The organism is Rhodopirellula baltica SH 1 (assembly GCF_000196115.1).
Taxonomy (GTDB): Bacteria; Planctomycetota; Planctomycetia; order Pirellulales; family Pirellulaceae; genus Rhodopirellula; species Rhodopirellula baltica.
The window spans coordinates 5809585-5825169 of the sequence record NC_005027.1 but is presented as its reverse complement, the minus strand read 5'-3'; the positions used below and the strand labels follow the sequence as shown (position 1 = coordinate 5825169).

Annotated in this window: 9 protein-coding genes and 1 tRNA gene; 2 read left to right on the top strand and 8 right to left on the bottom strand. The window is 55.2% G+C overall.

Features of this window, described 5'->3' with window-relative positions:
* The first annotated feature begins 158 nt into the window (after positions 1 to 158).
* Positions 159 to 2261, top strand: a complete 2103-nt coding sequence (ligA, locus tag RB_RS22160) for an NAD-dependent DNA ligase LigA (protein ID WP_423816369.1) — start codon at positions 159 to 161, stop codon at positions 2259 to 2261.
* Here the strand turns inward: ligA and RB_RS22155 are convergent, their stop codons facing one another.
* The 7 genes from RB_RS22155 to RB_RS22120 all read right to left on the bottom strand — a co-directional run bounded on the left by RB_RS22155 (position 2262) and on the right by RB_RS22120 (position 13314).
* Positions 2262 to 4148 carry a hypothetical protein gene (locus tag RB_RS22155; protein ID WP_011122893.1) on the bottom strand — a complete coding sequence of 629 codons (1887 nt, stop codon included), beginning with the start codon at positions 4146 to 4148 and terminating at the stop codon, positions 2262 to 2264.
* Positions 4130 to 6511 carry an ABC transporter substrate-binding protein gene (locus RB_RS22150; RefSeq protein ID WP_011122892.1) on the bottom strand — a complete coding sequence of 794 codons (2382 nt, stop codon included), beginning with the start codon at positions 6509 to 6511 and terminating at the stop codon, positions 4130 to 4132. The genes RB_RS22155 and RB_RS22150 overlap by 19 nt, the downstream gene beginning before the upstream one ends.
* A gap of 5 nt (positions 6512 to 6516) precedes the next feature.
* A complete protein-coding gene (locus RB_RS22145) occupies positions 6517 to 9906 on the bottom strand; it encodes an outer membrane protein assembly factor BamB family protein (protein ID WP_011122891.1) in 3390 nt (1129 codons plus the stop codon).
* 112 nt (positions 9907 to 10018) lie between these two features.
* Positions 10019 to 10753 (bottom strand): ExbD/TolR family protein, encoded by a 735-nt coding sequence (locus RB_RS22140; protein ID WP_007324223.1) that lies wholly within the window; start codon positions 10751 to 10753, stop codon positions 10019 to 10021.
* A gap of 119 nt (positions 10754 to 10872) precedes the next feature.
* Positions 10873 to 11361: an ExbD/TolR family protein gene (locus RB_RS22135; protein ID WP_007324222.1), complete on the bottom strand. Its 489-nt coding sequence runs from the start codon at positions 11359 to 11361 to the stop codon at positions 10873 to 10875.
* Positions 11361 to 12068 (bottom strand): MotA/TolQ/ExbB proton channel family protein, encoded by a 708-nt coding sequence (locus RB_RS22130; protein WP_007324221.1) that lies wholly within the window; start codon positions 12066 to 12068, stop codon positions 11361 to 11363. The genes RB_RS22135 and RB_RS22130 overlap by 1 nt, the downstream gene beginning before the upstream one ends.
* A gap of 247 nt (positions 12069 to 12315) precedes the next feature.
* The gene (locus tag RB_RS22120; protein WP_011122886.1) at positions 12316 to 13314 is read right to left on the bottom strand and encodes a hypothetical protein; all 999 of its coding nucleotides are present in this window, start codon (positions 13312 to 13314) and stop codon (positions 12316 to 12318) included.
* A 173-nt stretch (positions 13315 to 13487) separates the two neighbouring features.
* On the opposite strand from RB_RS22120, the gene RB_RS22115 reads away from it, so the two are divergent.
* Positions 13488 to 13560, top strand: a tRNA-Phe gene (locus RB_RS22115).
* Between the two features lie 214 nt (positions 13561 to 13774).
* Here RB_RS22115 and RB_RS22110 read toward each other — a convergent pair.
* On the bottom strand, positions 13775 to 15472 hold the full coding sequence (locus tag RB_RS22110; RefSeq protein ID WP_011122885.1) for an alanine/glycine:cation symporter family protein: 1698 nt from the start codon (positions 15470 to 15472) through the stop codon (positions 13775 to 13777).
* Positions 15473 to 15585 lie beyond the last annotated feature (113 nt).

Sequence of the window (15585 nt, the reverse complement as noted above, 5' to 3'; positions counted from 1 at the left end):
TTCACGGTCTGGCGAACGTGCCCATACACCACGGATCGGACGGGAATTTCCAAGAGCAAACAAAGGGGTCTGGAATCAGCGGTGACCAGACGGACAATGGATGACCATCTCGGTCTGCCGAGAGCGTTGATGAATTTCTCATGCCCCAGGATCGTTTCGTGGCCTCCGATTCCATTGCCAGCCGCGTGCAACAACTCGTCGACGAAATTAATCGCCACAATCGCCTGTACTACGACGATGCGGCACCCGAGATCACCGACCTGCAATACGATCAATTGCTGGCCGAGCTTACGCAACTCGAAAACGATCACCCGGACCTCCGCCGGCCCGATTCGCCAACACAATTGGTCGGCGGCGATGTTGTGGACCAATTGGTTCAGGTTCCGCACCGCGTTCCCATGTTGTCGATCGACAACACCTACAGTCGCGAAGAATTGGCCGCGGCGATGGAGCGAATTGAGAAATCGCTCGAAGGCGAATCGGTTGCGTGGACAATGGAGTACAAGATCGACGGTGTCGCCGGTTCCATTCGCTACGAGAACGGTGAATTGACACTGGCACTCACACGAGGCAACGGGCAAGTCGGCGATGACATCACACACAACGTTCGCACCATCCGCGAATTGCCCCGATCGATCGCCGATGCCGCACTTGCACATCCGGAAGTTGCCGGCGGCAACGTTCCCGAAGTTCTGGAAGTACGCGGCGAACTGTACATGACCGACGCGGATCTAGCGGACCTCAATGTCCGTCAAACCGATGCCGGTCACGAACCGTTCAAGAACACCCGCAACGTCACTGCGGGAACGATTCGCTTGCTCGATCCCAAAATCGCAGCCTCACGCAACATCCGATTCTTCTGTCATGGCAGCGGCGAATTAGTCGGCGTTCGAGCATCTGACCACATGACGTTCCTGCAACATGTTCAGGCGTTAGGAATCCCGATCGCACCGGATGTTGTTCGCTTTGAAAACAAAGAGGATGCACTTCAAGCGATCGCGAAACTCGAATTGGAGATGCCTGATCTGCCGTTTGAAATCGACGGCATCGTGTTCAAAGTCGACTCGTTCGAGCAGCGCGAAAAACTGGGTGTCCGCAGCAAGAGCCCACGCTGGGTAATAGCTTACAAATTCGAACGCTATGAAGCCATCACCACACTTGAGGCGATCGATGTGCAAGTCGGCAAGACGGGCACAATCACGCCAGTTGCTTACCTGACGCCGGTCGACATCGCCGACACCACCGTCTCGCGAGCCTCCCTGCACAACGCTGACGAGATCGAACGATTGGACGTTCGCGTCGGAGATACCGTGGTCGTCGAGAAGGCCGGCAAAATCATTCCCAAGGTCGTGCGAGTCGAGAAACATGCTCGCACCAAACCACTTCCTAAGTTCGAATTCCCAACCCACTGCCCACAGTGCGATGAAGTACTGACTCGTGACGAAGGCGGCGTTTACATCCGTTGCACTAACCCGGCGTGTCCCGCTCAACTTCGGCAACGATTGGTCTACTTTGGCAGTCGAACCGGCATGGACATCGATGGCCTGGGTGAAGAAGTCGTCGATCTGCTGCTGCAAAAAGAGTTGGTCGAAAACTACGCCGACCTTTACCGATTGAATGTGGATGAACTCGCCGAATTGACTTGGCCGCGGTTGAGAAAGGGCAAAGGCGATGAGATGATCGAGGTGCAGTTCGGCCGTAAGAACGCCGAGAGCCTTGTCGCCGGCATCAACGAAAGCCGCACCCGCGGGTTGGCTCGCGTGCTGTCATCGATCAGCATCCGTCACATCGGACCACGAGTCGCCAAGCTTATCACGGCGAAGTTTTGGAATCTTGATCTACTGCGTTCGGCAAAGGCAGAAGACCTGGCGGCGATCCATGAGATCGGCGATCGAATCGCTGAAAGCTTGGTCAAATTTATCCACAGCGAATCGGGCTCACAAACGCTCAGTGATTTGGATGCCGTGGGCGTCACAATGTCCGAAACGGAACCGGTCGCAACACCTGACGAAGAAGCAAACCTGCCACTGGCGGGCAAGAACATCGTCGCGACGGGAACGTTGCAGCACTACACTCGCGATGAGATCAAAGCCCGCATCGAGGAACTCGGTGGGCGTGCTGCGAGCAGCGTGAGCAAGAAAACCGATTTCCTGATCGCGGGCGAGAAGGCGGGCAGCAAACTCACGAAAGCCGAATCACTTGGGGTCGAAGTCCTCAGCGAAGATGACTTTCGGTTGCGGTACGAAACCGAGGCGACTTGATCACGCCCCGTCGGTTTCCTCGTCTGACTTCGGTGGCAATTTGCCCCCGTTTTCTTTCGCCACAATCACCGCCTCTTCCAAGTCCCGCACCAACTTTGGATTGATGTGTTTGGTCAGCATTTCACGTGTCACGCTGAACATCTCATCCACTTTGCGTTGTTGATTGGCATTCTTCCCGATCGCTTTGATGAACTCAGACTGACGCTTGCCCATGTCGTTGGCGAGACGTTCGTTGGTCGGTTGATTTCGCAAAACTTCCAACAACTCTTCGGCTGGTTCTAAATCACCCCGTTCGAGTCGCATCATGATTCGAGCTTTGAACAATTCGCGAATTGCCAGAAGGTCGATGATCGAATTTTGGACGCCACGGATGTATGACTCAGCTTGCAAACGCATGTCGTCGCCACCGAGATCGGCAACCATCTTTTCGTGATGACCGGGAACCATCGGCAATCGAGCCAACACGGCGCCGCCGTTTTTGACGTACAACAATCGTAGAGGCTGTTCGTCGGTCGGTTCAACATCCAAGCGACCGTTCCAATCGGTACGGCCAATGAATGTCATGCTTTTGCCTTCGAGTTCCTTTTCGTAAATCTCGTATCCAATCAGCGGCTGATTCGGGTCACCCTTGGCATGCAAACGCAACAGCGTCTGATCTTTTCGCGGTCGGATACGGAGCCCGACTCGGTGGGTGCGTGCGTTCTTTCGACCCTGCAGTCCACCCGCTCGCCCCGCATGAAAATCCATTTTGACGCGGCGCCCGTCCAACTCTTTGGCGAGCAAGTAGGCCCAGTCGAGCGGCCCAATCGAAATCGGATTGCCGTTGCGATCATCTTTGCGAACCATCGGCACCAACACGTCGCCTACGTCGACCAGTGCCGGTGAATTCTTGTCAGTCACCAATCCCGACGCTCGCACCAATCCAACTGCATTGCTCTTTCCCGCGTCATCGATCCGGGCCACGGGAGCAAAGACATCTCGCAGCGTTGCGCCGACAACTTCAGGCAATAGATTGAAACTGGAAACGGTGGCTCGTGATGTGTCGCCGAAATACCGCATCAGAGTATCGAACTCAACGCTTTCGACTTTCATCGGTGAGGTTGCCGTTCGAATGCGAACGATAAAGATTTTGTCATAGGCTTCCGCGGCATCGATGACCTGACCGGTAATTGGCGGAACAATGATCTTGGCTTCTGGTTCGGTCAGAGTTTCCGCCATGCCGCGCGAGACCAAGATGGCCTCGGTGTCTTCTTTCGCCCACGCGTCCTTCAGTGCGACGGCATCGCCCTCGATCGCATGCAGGATTCTCAGCCAAGCATTCTTTGGAGAATCTGGATCACCAGCCAATCGAGCGTTGATCTCTTCCATGCGGCCCGTCGTGGTCAAAATGCTAGACGCGTAACGGCCCACATCACCTGCGAAACGAATTCGGACGGCATCACCGTGAGACCTTTTGACGGCAATCACCGGATCCGTGGCGGCTAACGTATCGAAGTTGACTTCGGATAACACTCGCATTGCCATCGAAGCCACTGACATGGGCGCGTCTTCGATCTTCGTTCGCCATACCGCATGAAAATCGCGATCGAGGACCTTCTGCAAATCATCTCGCAATGTGTCGGCACAAACACGAGGAGAGTCTGACGCAACCCAAATCAATGTTCGATATGGATCGAAATCGAATGGTTGAACCTCTTTGGTCTCGACTTCCGCGCCAGGATCAGTCTCCGACGCTGGATCCGTTTGGACAGCAGCATCGCCATTTGGCTCTTGCCCACGCGCAGATGGCCCCAGTGCGATGAACAAGGCGATCAGAGTGGTCGCATATCGAAGCAGCGGACCGGAATTAGAAAACGATGTTGCGATACTCATTGACTCAACCGCCATTTTTCAGCGTTCTGATACAGCGACACGATGTCAGACCCCACGCCCAGCAAGTCTCGACTGTAGGCGTACGAATCGACCAATTGCCACAACGGCAGCACAGGCAGTTCGTGGTGAGCGATCGCATGCAAATCCAACAATCGGTCTCGAGCATCTCGCCAGTTCTTAGACTCTTCTAAACGTCGCAAACCAAGTCCAACCAATTGATCGGTGCTGCCAGCCATGCCTTCGGGACCGAGCACGCGACGAGCGTCAATGATGGGCTCCCATACCGCGGCCGACACATACGCAATGTCGGCGGTCCCCGGATCCGGAAACGCGCGACCGACGGGCAACTCAACCAACTCGATTTCCAATCCCAACAATTGCCATTGGCTGCGAATGGCTTCGCAAGCGATTCGAGAAAGGTTCTCCGGTGGAAACGCCAGACGAATTGGTTTTAGCTCAGGTGGCTTTTCTTTTTTCCGTGACGCTTCGGATTCCATTTGCTTGGCGGTCATCGTCATCAGGAGCTTCGCCAAACGGGGCTCGTAATTCCGCGGTGCAATGGATTGATCATAGGCGTAACCAAGCGGGTCATTGTCTTCGAGTCCCGCGGGAAATGGCCCTGACAAAACGCGACATCCAGGGACTTCCAAGCTTTCCAGCAATTCACCATTCAAGATGTCTTCCCGGTTGGTTCCATACACCAACGCACGCCGGAATGTCTTGTCGGCCAGATACTCGTGGTCGCTGCACGGAACCAGCATGTGCACGCTGGGAAGCGGATATTTGACGACACGAACCTTTCGATTGCTGGACAACCGCACCGCATCAGCGGGGAACAATTGGTCCAGCACGTCGACCTCGCCTTGCAACAATTTGCTCACGCCGTCGGCTGCGGATTCCGTTCGAATCTCAACAATCTCGCGTGGCTGCAATTCGGTGCGAGGCTCTCCCTTGAGGACATAACGCACCACGTCGCCTTCGACGACGTCGCGGCGATAGTCACCGGTGGGAGAACCTGGCTCGCCGCCAAACCAAGATCCATCAACGGTGACCTGAATCAATGCTGATGGAAGCACGTTGGGACGCCGTAAGATGCAATCGATTCGTTTGGGACCGTCCAGCCCGATGGCCTGAACCGCGGCGGCCCAAGGCGAGAAGTAAGTCGGCGATTCTGATTTGACTCGGTCCGCCAAAACATCGGCCAGATAGAAGCCATCGACTTGATTGAGAGGTTCCGGCAATCGTTCGGGTTCCAAAAACATCGAAAACCGTTGACGGTCAGGACTCTGTTCCGTGTCACCGAAAATGAATTCGTACTCGCCGCCCTCGGGACCTGCTCCCTGCATCTCGAACAACACGCGGTACAGCAACCGTCCGGCGCGACGCGCGGCCCAGTTATCTAAACGAGTTGGATCCAAAACGGTTGCGGTTTGCAAAACTCCGACGTTCACCAACGGGTAGATCTGATCGACTTTGCGAACCAGTTCCGTGCCGCCTTCGATGTCCGGTTTGAGGAAGATACTCTCACGCGAGAACTTGCGTGCTTCGCGATATTTCTTGGCTTCTAGTGCTGCCAAAGCCTGGTCGCGTTTGTCTTCCGCCATCGATAGGAATCGAGCATTCCATTTCTTGATCGATGACAAATCCTGGCCGCGATATTCCTTTTCCAACCGCGTTAGCAACTGCTGTCCCAACTCCAACTTTCCGTCGCTGACGAGTTGCTCCATCAGCTGATCCGTCAACGCGCCGATTGCGGTCAAAACCGTTTGCGTCTTGTACTCTGGTGCATAGCGACGCAGTTCTTCCAACATCGCCAGTGACGCACCGTACTCACCATTCTTTGCTCGTCGCCCCGCATCTCGCCACAGGAACTCCGTCCGCAGCTGTCTCAAGCCGGGCCGAGCCGGGTAGTCACGAATCAACACCGACAGAAACGGGTAAGCACCGACGAAGTCACCTGCCTTGATTCGTTCGGCCGTTTCTCGTTCGAGACGTTTTTCCCAGAAATCGATGTTCTCGATGTCGGTCCACTTCGCAACAAATTCTTGTTGCTCCACACCGACGATGCTGAACTTCAGCGATCCAGTCGGCGAGGCTGGGATCTCGCGTCTAGGTAGATCCAACAACCGAGTCTTGACCCAACCGCCGCCGGACTTCTGCGTGAAGTAAATCAGGTCGTGAGGTTCTTCCTGCAGCAGTTCCAAACCGGGAGCTTCCGGACGACCGGACTCGGCATAGTTCAGCAATTGGGCGTGCGCACTGGACGTGCACACGACGAAAAGAACCACCGCCAGAAAAGCTATCTGAGCGACGCGTGGAATGCAGCGAGGTCGTCGAAAATGCAACACGTTGGAATTCATCAAGGACTGGAATTGCATGGATATCAGGCGTCACCGGGAATGTTCGTGATGTAGACGACACCTTCCGTGCCCGGGACCAGCAACTTATCGCCAACAGGCAACGGGCCGGCCGACAAAGGTTGGCCCAAGAGGGTAGTGCCAACCACATTGCCGGAGGCGGGATCGACCGCGGTCAACCAACCATCTTTGCCGGTCAGAACCCAACGACCACCGGTCGAAACGACTTGGTCGACCAACAAGCCGCCTTCTGGCATTTGCGTTTGGAAGAGAGGTTCACCAGATGCACTGAAACCTCGCAACACTTGGTCGTCTGTGATCAACAATGCGATCTCACCATTGGAATCCGACGGAGCAGCGATGGGGCCCCAAACGATCCGTCCGTCCAAGACCTTCTTGAACGTTTGTTCGAGCCCCGTTTGATCGTGTCCGACCAAGTAATCCGATGCGGGACCACTGACACTGCCGAGCAAGCTCGATTCGATGCCGGCCACGGTGCCCAAGAAAGGCGACTCCAAGTCAACGCTCGATAACTCTCGAATCTGGTCGCCGACTCGCAATCGATAAAGCTTCTTCCGACTGTCTGCGATCAACACTTGATCGGGGTCAGCGGCACTCTTGATTGGGTTGGTCCACTGAACCGTGGCGGTGGGGTCGCTGGCCGGTTGGAACGGAGCCCCTTTGACGCTTCCGGTTTGCCAATCCATCAACACAGCACGCCCGGTATCAAGCGGCAAGAACAAACCACCGCCACTGAACGTTGCCACTCCGGTCGGCTTGGGCCCGGTCAACTGGAACGTCACCTTGCGTAGTTTTTCACTTCGGCGGGTAGGGTCATAGATCAACGCTTCACCCTTCTGAGATTGATTCAGCAGCATGCGCCGAACGTCATCCACCACAATGGGGTTTTGGAAACTCATCGAGATTCCGTTGGCACCTGGGTTTTCGATCGGGCCTTGCGTTGAACCCTCCGAGAGCGATTCCGCCGTCAACTCGAACAGTGCACCTTGGCTGGTGACCGCATGAAAACCACTTTCGGGAGCGCGCGTGATCATGGCGATTGGTGTTCCGACATCGGTCCGCCACAATTCGCGTCCCGTCTTAGGTTCCGCCGCCGTCACACGAATCGCGGAGGTGCCTTTCAACACGCGAGCGTGAACGAGAACATCCTCAAGCGACAATGGTTGGCCGATGAAGGTGTCACCTTCGTTCTTGCCCCAATCGTAAACGACGCGGCCCGTGTTGATTTGCAATTCATAACGACCGATTCGCGTTCCGGTGATCCACATTTGACTGCGACCGACCGCCATACGAGTCAGCGTGGGTTTGTCATACGCGGCAACTTGCTGAGCGATCAGCGAGACCTGCTCTTTTTCAGATGTGGGCTCAATGTCGTACACCGCAACTTGGCCACGATCGGTCAATACGATCAATCGACGGTTTTGAACAATCGGAGGTACGACAACATTGCCATCCAAGCGGAAAGGACTTTGAGCGATCTTGATGTTTTCGCCGTTTTCGTCGACTTTCAGCACGTGAACCTGAGCGTAGTCGCTACCGGCGTTTTCGATCACAAACACGTGCCCCAACAATGACACAGGAGCGACCGCAATCGTTCCTTCGTCGTGTTCGAGATACAAGCTTTCGATGCACTTGCCATCGCGTGCGTTGAGCACATACAGGTTGCTGTGACTGCCGGGGATATAAATTCGATTCAGCGTGTCATCGAGTCCCGCGGGCGTCGATAACTCCTGCGACAAATCCGTCGACCATTTGACATCGCCCGAATCCGAATCCAAGGAAACCAACGTGCCCGAATCCATGGTCACCAAGATGGAATCGCGTCCCGAAACAGGTTCAACAAACGGCTCGCCAAATTTCGCACGCCATTCGACTTCGCCGTCTTCTCCGCGACAGCGACGAATTTCGTCGTTGGCCATGTCAGACAAAAGGACTGCGGTGCCATCGTCCAAACGCAGCGGCGTGTAATCTTCGCCTTGCCCGGTGTAATCACGCCACAACAAACGACCGTCGTCGACCGCGAACGCTAATACCGATCCACCGGCACGCAGAAAAAAGACTTCCTCTTCCACGCCCGGAATGGAATCACCCTGACGTGTTGTCAGCACAATGGACTTCACTGCGGCGTCACTGGCCGGTTCGTTCGTGATCTTCGGAGTCTTTGCCGATGGCTTGACCAACGTTTGTTGAATGTCGCTCGCTTCTTCAATCAATGTCACCAAACGCGGATCTTTGGCCAGTTCAGGAAAATCACGAAGCAACGAGTCGCGTTCGTCGTAAGCTTCCTTTGTCTTTTTCTCCGCCAATGCGGATTGCATGGCAGCTTCAGTCGCATCCAAACGAACGTTGCGATCAATTTCTCGTTTGACGCGGTTGCGTGCTTCACTCAATTGCAACAAACGACCCGACAACGTTGTCTTCATTGTCGACAACATGTAGTTCGGGTTGTCGATCAGCGTTTGCTGCTCATCGAGTCGCTCAAGCAGGCGCCGTTTCTCTTCGGTTTCTTTTGCCGCCTCGGCTTCTCTCGCGATGTTCTCAGCGACATCGACGAGGAAGCCAGCTAGGTTGCCGCGTTCATCGTTCATCGCCTCTTCATTGATGATCGTTGGGAGCTTCTCCTTTGCCATTTCCAAACCGGCAACGGGGTCAGTCATTTGCTCGGCACGAAACAATTCGCACATCGTGATTCGTGTTCGCGCCAGCGAGGAGTACTGGCTGTTTTCACCAAACTGATCGAGGTAAGCGATGTAGGCGTCTTGGGCGGGTTGATAACTTTGGCTGTCGTACTGCTTGTTTGCCAACGCAATGAACTCGTCCGCGTTACCCTTGGAAAGCACAAACCAGAGCACACCGCCGGCGATGATCAAGAATCCGATGATTCCCAAGTAGCCATAGATCTTGAACGAGTCCCACGTGGACTTGGTCTCTGGCTTCTTCACTCGAGCAGACGGGCGACCGCGAGACGGCGCTCCGTCCATCGCATCCCCCATGACTTCCGCCTCGGCGACCACTTCGACGGGTTCTGCCTCAATGGCTTCGACTTCGACCGGATTGTCACCAAATGGGTCGTCGTCTTCGATAACGGCTTCGGCAACCTCTTCATCGTCGATCAATTGCGCCGTCAAATCTTCTTCGCCTTCGATCACTTCCGCAGCTTCGGAATCGTATGATTCGCTGCGCAGTTCCCCGATCAGCTTGGTCGCTTGGAATCGTGTCAGTTGCCCATTGTCGACCAACAACTTGGCCACCGCTTCGGGCGTCACGCGCGAGCCACCTTGAGACATTTGTTCTCGCAACGCCTCAATGATCTCTTGGTCCAAGAGACCCCGCCGTTCCAGTTGGTCAATCAGTTCGTTTGCAAGCATGTTGATGAATGTGAAACCGCCGACCATCGAGCCGGTGGGTTCTGTTGGTGGATAGAAAAGACAAGAGGCAAGGAATCACAACTGCTGACGCGGGGACATTGTCAGCGTGCGATGAGGGGGACGAGCGTCTAGAAAAGGATCAGTCAAAACCGTCGACTTCCGTGACCTGCAAGGCCGCAAAACCAGCAATCGTTCCAGCGTCCATGCCATCGACCAGAAACTGCAGCTTGGCATTTTCGTGAACCTTGATGTTCAACTGCATGCCATCGCGATTGTCGCCCACCGCCTCTTTCAGGGCACTGATCAAGTTCTGTTTACCAGGTGTTTCTTTTTCCCATTCAGGAGCAAGAACGAGGAAGCCGCCGTTCTCGTCGATCTCGAGTTCGACAGGGTCTTTTTCGTCGGTTTCTTCAGGATCGTTGTTCGTGCTGGGCAGCTCGGATTGCTGGCGAGGCATCTGGATCGACTTTTGCAGCGAGAAGCTCGCCGTGACCATGAAGAAGATCAGCAGCAAGAACGTCACATCGACCATCGGTGTCATGTCCAACTCGCCGTCATCGCGTTTCTTCCGCGGCGGCAGGGCATCGTCATCATCGTCATCCAAACTGAACGCGGCGGGTTCGACCGAGTCAGCCGCCGCAGCAACATCGCCCATCGCGGCATGAGCTTTGGAAGCAGCACTCCCGACAGCCACCAACTCAGGCTCCGCATCCACAACTGGCTCCGCTGGGATCGCTTCGACCGCCACCGGTTCAGCCTCGATTGGCTCAACCTCCACCGGTTCGGCTTCGACGACAGCGGGCGCCTCCGGGATCGTGATAGGTGAGTCACAACCTGGGCACCGAATTTTTCGTCCGCCCAAGCGTTCGTTCACGAGACGTGACTCACCGCAGGAAGGGCACTCAAATTGGATTGACATGTTTGTCACTCAAAACGGATGCGGGTTAGGAACGAATGAAAAAAGGTACCTGACACCTTTTCCCAGCTCGTTGCTTACTGTTCTTTGACGGCGATGTAAGTGAATTCTAAATCTTGAAACGCGTCGCCAATGATCTTCTGGACTCTGGTGACCTCGGACACCTTCACCTCCGCGTCCCCGAGCAACATCACTTGGTTCTTGTTTGTCCCGATGGACTTCTCCAATTCGCCAGTGACGTATTCAACGATCTCACTGGTCGCGGTCTCTTCGTCTTTACTGAATTCACTACCGTCGTAACGACGCAAAATCGCGGGTGAATCACCGCCGGCGGGTTCAATGAAAATGACGGCCGAATCCTTCGCTGAGATCGCCAAACCGTTGGTCGCCTCAGGAATCTTGCCGGTTTGGGTCGGATCCATTTTGGATGCAACCACAAAGAAGATCAGCAATAGGAATGTGATGTCGATCATCGGAGTGATGTCCATCTCCTCCTCGGGACGCTTCTTCCGAGGCATCGCTGGTTCGTCGTCATCATCATCGTCGTCAATGAATCCTTGACTCATTATCGCACTCCAGCAGCAATCGCTTCGGCGTTAGAGGAGGCACCATTTTTGGTTGCCGCGCCTTGAGACTTGGCCAAACCAACCTTGAAGGCTTCGAAGAATCGCTGCAGACCAGAGCCCAACAAGTCTTCCATTTTCGCGATCCGAATCATCACGGTGGCGACCAACAACATCAGTGGAATCGCGATTGCCAATCCACTGGCCGTCGTCACCAGTGCAACCTGAATATCGCCGGCCAGAGCGGAAGGTTCGACTTGCTCAGCCGTTGCGAGCGTTTTAAACGCCCCCATCATCCCGAACACCGTCCCGAACAGCCCGATCATGGGAGCACTTTTGATAACCGTGCTGACCCAGCTAAGCCGGTACTCAAGATCGCTCATCACGTCGCGTTGAAAACGGTCCATCATGATTTGCTTGGCACGTTTGAATCCTTCGTCGCGATTGACGACGGCCATATCGATCATTTGTGGAATCGCACGCACGTCTCCGTCGCAGTACTCGTGCACGCCTTCATAGTCGCCCGCACGCAGCATTTGCTCGACGTCATCCATGAACGCGTCTTGTTGTTCTTCCGTCTTGAATCGTTTTTGGCCGACGCGAGTCCAGACGATCACGATCTGATACAGCCCCCAAAGCGCAACGGCAGCAAGAGCCAGGTACGTTGAGTTGGAGATAATTTCGTACAGCGAAGTTTCAGCGAGCAACAACGTTTTGTCCTAAGTACTTTCAGAGTGATACGGTTGTTTGTTTGGATTCGGTTGGGCGTCCCGCTGAGGAGACAACTTGGTCTGGTGCCAGCCCGCTTTGTCTCGCGTACTGGACTTGGTTGGGTGTGGTTTCAATCAGGCTCGTGTTGGTCGTGCGACCGGATCGGAGCCGACAAAGATTCGTTGGGAGGTGAAGACGACCAGGGTCGCTGCACTCCATTGTGGTCACCCGTTTGGAAATTTCACGTCATTTGCCTTTGCGATATCGCTGATCCACGACTTCGAATTGGTACCCGCTTCCGCTCGCGGTGCTTTGGAAGATCGTTTTGGCGATCGAAACGACGCTTGGATGTCCCTTTTCTCTGGCGTATTCGAGCTCGATATGGGCCAGTTCATTTTCCAACTGTTCCGGAATGAACTTCAACATCTGGCGACCGGTGACATTGATTCCGGCCTGAGTCAGCAGAGTTCGGTCGAACTGCATCAGGGGGCTGGGTGTCGTCCACATGAAGTACAGACGCTTTTCTGATTCACTGTCGTCGACGTGCCGCGATTTTGGTTTGCTCGCCAAATTGCTCGCGTAATCGACGCCCTGAACGGAACCGCCGATCGCCCCGAGCTCGATTTTGTAGTAGTCCAACTGGCTGGCGTATGGCTTCAACCCCTTGGCCGAAAAGTTCAATTGCCAACGTTCAAATCGTGGAATGATGTCTTCGCCTTCACCCTCGGGACCAGGTGGACGGCTGTCTCCCTTTCCCGTGCCCGCGGTGCTGGCTGTCGCGCTCGTGTTCATGGTGTCCAGAGCACCGGCGACGCTGCTGACCGCATCGGTCACCGCTTCGATCGTGTCCTGGAGGGTCGGCTCCATCAACTCTTCGACTTCTTCCGCTCCCGGCGGTTCAAAGTCGCGTTCGAAACCTTCGGCGTTGTCGGCACGACCGGCCGCGTTTTCTTCGATCGGCGGGAATGACTTGACTCTTTCTGGCATTCGCATCGTCAGCCAGACGATGAACAACATCAGAACAAAGGCGCCGATAAACAGAATCAGCGACATGAACAGCGAAGTCACCACGTCGAACTTGCTGGTCCGCAAACGTTCGCGTTCTTCCAATCGCTGCTTCTGAATCTCCGTCATGCCATCCGTGCCGGCAGAACCCACCCCTTGCGACGCACCGCCATTGCTCGTGGAGTTTGAATTTTCGTCGATCTGTGGTTCGTCGATCACGTTCTGATCGGAAGAAGCCATGTATCAATCCTTGAGCAAGGAACGACCAATTCGTTGGCCAGGAAAAGTGTTTTGAAGAGGCCGATTGACGACAACACCCATCATAGCGTACTTTCCTTACTTGTCGCCGAGGAACTTGCTCTTTTGAAGCAAGCAAAAGGCAACATTTCCGGGGCAATACGCCTCAAAATCTCGGTTAGATAGCTCAGTTGGTAGAGCACGGCCCTGAAAAGGCCGGTGTCGGCGGTTCGAGCCCGCCTCTAACCACTTCCATCTTTCTTGCCTTTCGTCGCCGGAATCACCCGACCGACGAAAGAGCCTCTGATTCGCGGCCGATCACCTCATCGAGCCAAACACGCGTCCGGAACCTTGCCGGATCAATGCGTGCCCGAATCCAGCGCGTTCCCGAGCTGGTTCTTGCCCTGCCGCCGGCGCCGCCGAAGGATTTCAGCGGCGAGCTCTTACCGGCTACCCAAACGGACTATTTTCGGCCGATGGCTTCCAAGTAGGCACTCAGTTCCTCGCGAACCTTCGGGAACAGCAGGAACAGCCCAATCATGTTGGGAAAGACCATTGCGAAAATCATCGCGTCAGAAAATTCGATGACCGAACCCAGCGAAACGGCTGCTCCAATCACCACGACCAAGCAAAACAGCAATTTGTAGGACAAGTCAGCCGCCGTGCTGCGTCCGAACAGATACTTCCACGATTGCAGACCGTAGTACGACCACGAAATCATGGTTGAAAACGCGAACAGGATGATCGCGATCGTCAGCAAGTAACGGAATCCCGGCAACACGCTGTCAAACGCGGCCGAGGTCAAATCCACCCCGCCCATTCGAGCACCATCGATCAACACGGTGCTGGTTGCCGAGTCGACTTGCCCCCAGGCAAACGAATTGTCGGCGTTGAAAAGAACGATCACAATCGCGGTCATCGTGCAGATCACGACCGTATCAATGAATGGCTCCAGCAACGCGACGATGCCTTCCGAAGCGGGAAAACGCGTCTTCACGGCCGAGTGAGCAATCGCGGCAGAACCCGCTCCGGCTTCGTTCGAAAATGCGGCTCGACGGAAACCTTGCACCATCACGCCCAACAAACCACCAAAGCCAGCCTCCAGCGAAAACGCTCCGGAGATGACTTGGCCGATCGCCCAAGGCACGCTTTGAATGTGCATTAAGATGATCCCGAGTGCGGCGATCACGTACATCAATGCCATCAGCGGCACGACCTTCTCGGTCACCTTCGCGATTCGTTTGATGCCGCCGATGATCACGATCGCGACCAAAACCGCCATCACCAAACCAATGATCGTTCCTGAAGACCCCGTGTCGGGCAGCCCCAGCAAGGACTTGATTTGCTGGGCCGCTTGATTGGACTGAAACGCGTTGCCACCACCAAACGATCCGCCCACGCAGAACACGGCAAAAAGCACGCCCAAGACCTTTCCAACGGGCGCCATCCCACGCTCCGCAAGACCTTTCTTGAGGTAGTACATCGGTCCGCCGTGCACCACACCATTGGCATCCACGTCGCGGTACTTCACACCCAAAGTGCATTCGACAAACTTGGTCGACATGCCCAACAAACCGCAAACAACCATCCAAAACGTCGCGCCAGGCCCACCCGCAGCAACCGCAACGGCGACTCCAGCGATGTTCCCCAAACCAACCGTTCCCGAAACCGCGGTCGCCAGAGCTTGGAAGTGCGAAACCTCGCCTTCGCCCTCGTCGCGAATGGTGTCGACCAGGTCACCGTCTACCTCCATGACCTCGACTCCCTTCGGGATGTCTTGGCCTTGTTTCTCAATTTCGTCGAACTTCCCGCTGACCACCTCGATCGCCAAAGGAAACAATCGCAGGTTGATGAACCCAAACACGATCGTGAAGAACAACGCTCCGCCAACGAGCAAGATCAGCACGAGCGGCAGGGGACCAACCCCCGGCAACTCCACACTGAAGAAAACAACGCTTCCCCACGTGTCGGCAATTGGCCTGAAAAAATGATCGACCTGCTGGTCCAGCCCCAACGCCGGTTCAACAACCGACTCCTCCGCCACCTCCTCTGAGGTCACTTCTTCTTGCGCGAATGCAGCCACTCCCCCCGTCCCGAAAAGGACAACAACCAAGGTGGCGATTCTTAGCAAGCTGAAACGAGCGAGCTTTGACAACAACATGAAGACTCCTGTACGAAGGACTGATTCGAACCAAAATGATGGGGAGATGGGCCATAGGATAGTGAATCCTTCGCAAACGCGTCGGGGGTTTGTCACCAGGGATGTGCCAAGAA